Source organism: Microvirga aerilata, from assembly GCF_016743775.1.
Taxonomy (GTDB): domain Bacteria; phylum Pseudomonadota; class Alphaproteobacteria; order Rhizobiales; family Beijerinckiaceae; genus Microvirga; species Microvirga aerilata.
Genome location: NZ_JAEQMY010000231.1, coordinates 1 through 2,317 on the forward strand (window position 1 = coordinate 1; position 2,317 = coordinate 2,317).

2 protein-coding genes and 1 pseudogene are annotated in these 2,317 nt (G+C 57.7%); 2 read left to right on the forward strand and 1 reads right to left on the reverse strand.

Going from position 1 to position 2,317, the window contains the following annotated elements; all coding sequences use genetic code 11:
* Nucleotides 1-11: 11 nt before the first annotated feature.
* Nucleotides 12-155: a DUF6894 family protein gene (locus JKG68_RS35100; protein WP_376773252.1), complete on the forward strand. Its 144-nt coding sequence runs from the start codon at nucleotides 12-14 to the stop codon at nucleotides 153-155.
* An 11-nt stretch (nucleotides 156-166) separates the two neighbouring features.
* Here the strand turns inward: JKG68_RS35100 and JKG68_RS31900 are convergent, their stop codons facing one another.
* Complete coding sequence (locus JKG68_RS31900) at nucleotides 167-901, reverse strand: LuxR C-terminal-related transcriptional regulator (RefSeq protein WP_202066394.1); 735 nt, start codon at nucleotides 899-901, stop codon at nucleotides 167-169.
* 326 nt (nucleotides 902-1,227) lie between these two features.
* Here JKG68_RS31900 and JKG68_RS31905 point away from each other — a divergent pair.
* Nucleotides 1,228-1,925, forward strand: a pseudogene (locus tag JKG68_RS31905) (IS6 family transposase).
* The last annotated feature ends 392 nt before the right edge of the window (nucleotides 1,926-2,317 follow it).

Below are 2,317 nucleotides of genomic sequence, written 5' to 3' on the forward strand. Positions count from 1 at the left end.
AGGCGGCTGTCATGTCCGCCATGGAGGCCGTTGAGGAGCTTCGCGCCCTGGACCCCTCGAACTCAGATGAGTGGCACGGCTGGTGGCTTGAGATTGTTGATGCCACAGGTCAAGCAGTGCAGACGATCCCGCTTGACGCTCTCTCTGCTCACTAGCGGGCTTTGACCTACTCAGCGGCAATAAGTGTGTCGTTCGCCGCGAGGTTCATGTGCTGTTGTGCCCACATGGCCGCCTGAGTGCGATTGGCCGCCTTCACCTTGCGCAAGATGGCTTTGAGGTGAACTTTGACCGTTGCCTCAGCGAGTCCAAGTTCCCGCGCAATGTGCTTGTTGGAGGCACCTTGGGTCAGGTGGCGCAGGATCGTGGCCTCCCGTGGTGATAGCTTGTTGGCAAATGCCGTAGCCGCAGGGCCAACGATGATCGCCCCATCCGGACGAGCCTGCCGCTGGCGAGAGGCCTCGTGCAATAGGCTGAGTGTAAAAGCTGGCGCGATGTAAGTTTCACCCAGTATCACCAGCTCAAGCGCCTTGATCAGGGCCTCGCGGTTCATCGCCGTTGAACAAAGCCCGTCCAGGCCTGCTTGGAAGACCTGCATCATGGCTGTGGGTTCCATAGCCTCAGTCAGCAGAACCATCCGGGCAGACGGCCATTGCGCTTTCACCCTCTCGACTGTCTCGGTCAGCTTATCAGCCGCTTGGTCCGCGTGAATGAGGCAGAGGATCGGCAGCTCTGGTGGCTGTTCGAGGGTCTCGTCTGAAAGGACGAACAGCGTGCCGGAGAGAATGTGGCTGATGCCGCTGCGGATGAGGGCATTCTGGCACACCAGAACGGTCGTCACATACGAAGATGCATTCTGAGCAATCGAGAGGATTTGCTCATTGAAAACGACGTCATGGTTCATGATTGTCTAGCCCCAGTTATATTCAGCAATGTGCATACGAGAGTACCCACGTCAGCCATGGCGCTCGCGTAGCAGAAGCCATGGTGAATGGGCGCTGTATCCCGGGAACGGCCCATGTGACCCGGACCTGCTTGGCTGTAACGAGCTATGCGGGGTATGGTTCCTACGATTGGACTAGCTCTTCGGAGCTAATACTCTATTCGGATGCAGTTCAGGCCTTGGAGTGGCAATGAGCCTGATAGCCCTTCCGCCTCTTGGTGGAACTGTCGCAAACCCGTTGGTAACATAGTTCGGTATATGCCTCTGGTAAGCTCCGGGGGTACACTATGTTCAAAGGCCGTCATTTCGATCGCTCGGTGATACTGCTGTGCGTGCGGTGGTACTTGGCTTATGGCTTGAGCCTCCGGAACTTAGAGGAGATGATGGCTGACCGCGGCGGCTCTATGGACCACGCTACGGTCCACCGCTGGACTGTTCATTACGCGCCGCTCCTGCTGGAGTAGTTCAACCGGCGCAAGCGAGCCGTCACCAGCAAGTGGCACGTCGACGAGACCTATATCAAGGTCCGAGGGCGTTGGATGTATCTCTGCCGCGCCATCGATAGCAACCGTGACACGGTAGAGTTCTGGTTCAGTAAGCGGCGTAATCTGACTGCCGCTAAACGCTTTCTGAGCAAGGCTCTCAAGCGGCATGGCAGGCCTGAGAGGATTGTGATCGATGGCAGTCAAACCAACCGGGAGGCCATCCTATCCTGCGATACTGCCGATCAGCTCCAGGATCGAACACGGCGTGATCTGAAGCCCATTTGCACCCGGCAAAGTTCCTACTTGAACAATCGTATCGAGCAGGACCATCGTGCCATCAAGCGGCGGACTCGGCCGATGCTTGGCTTCAAGTCTGTCAACAGCGCTCGCGCCATCCTGGGCGGGATTGAGATGTTCACATGATGCGGAAAGGACAGGCAAAGTGTGCCCGTGAGGCTCAGCTATCGTTGGCCGAACAGTTTGATCGGCTCGCCGCATGAGCGTCGACCAGCCACTCTGGCCTCTCTGTGCCTTTTGCCAGAAATTGCGACAGAACCGTTTTCGGCCGGGGAGGTTTCCAGTCGCTCCGAGGTTCAGGATGCGCTGGCGCGCATGCAAACAATTGTGAGCCAGCGTATGCGGGATAAGGTGCCTCGCGGAAGCCGGGATAGCCGTGAGGAAAGCGGTGGTGCAGACCAGCATACCTCCTACGCTCGCATGACTAGGCCCGGCATGCATGGGAGCGGGGGAGCCGAATGATTGAACAGAGCTCAAAGGAGCCAGTCGGTGGAAGCTTGGCCGCAACATCATACCGGTTTCAGCCATAGTTTTCGTGTTTGTTGAAGGTCTTGGCGCCGAATCGGTCGGCGCGTTACAGGGCCTCCAATGACCC

Bases quoted from the DNA above. Each gene is read 5' to 3' on its own strand.
- JKG68_RS35100 (WP_376773252.1), top strand. From the start codon at position 12: ATGTCCGCCATGGAGGCCGTTGAGGAGCTTCGCGCCCTGGACCCCTCG.
- JKG68_RS31900 (WP_202066394.1), bottom strand. From the start codon at position 901: ATGAACCATGACGTCGTTTTCAATGAGCAAATCCTCTCGATTGCTCAG.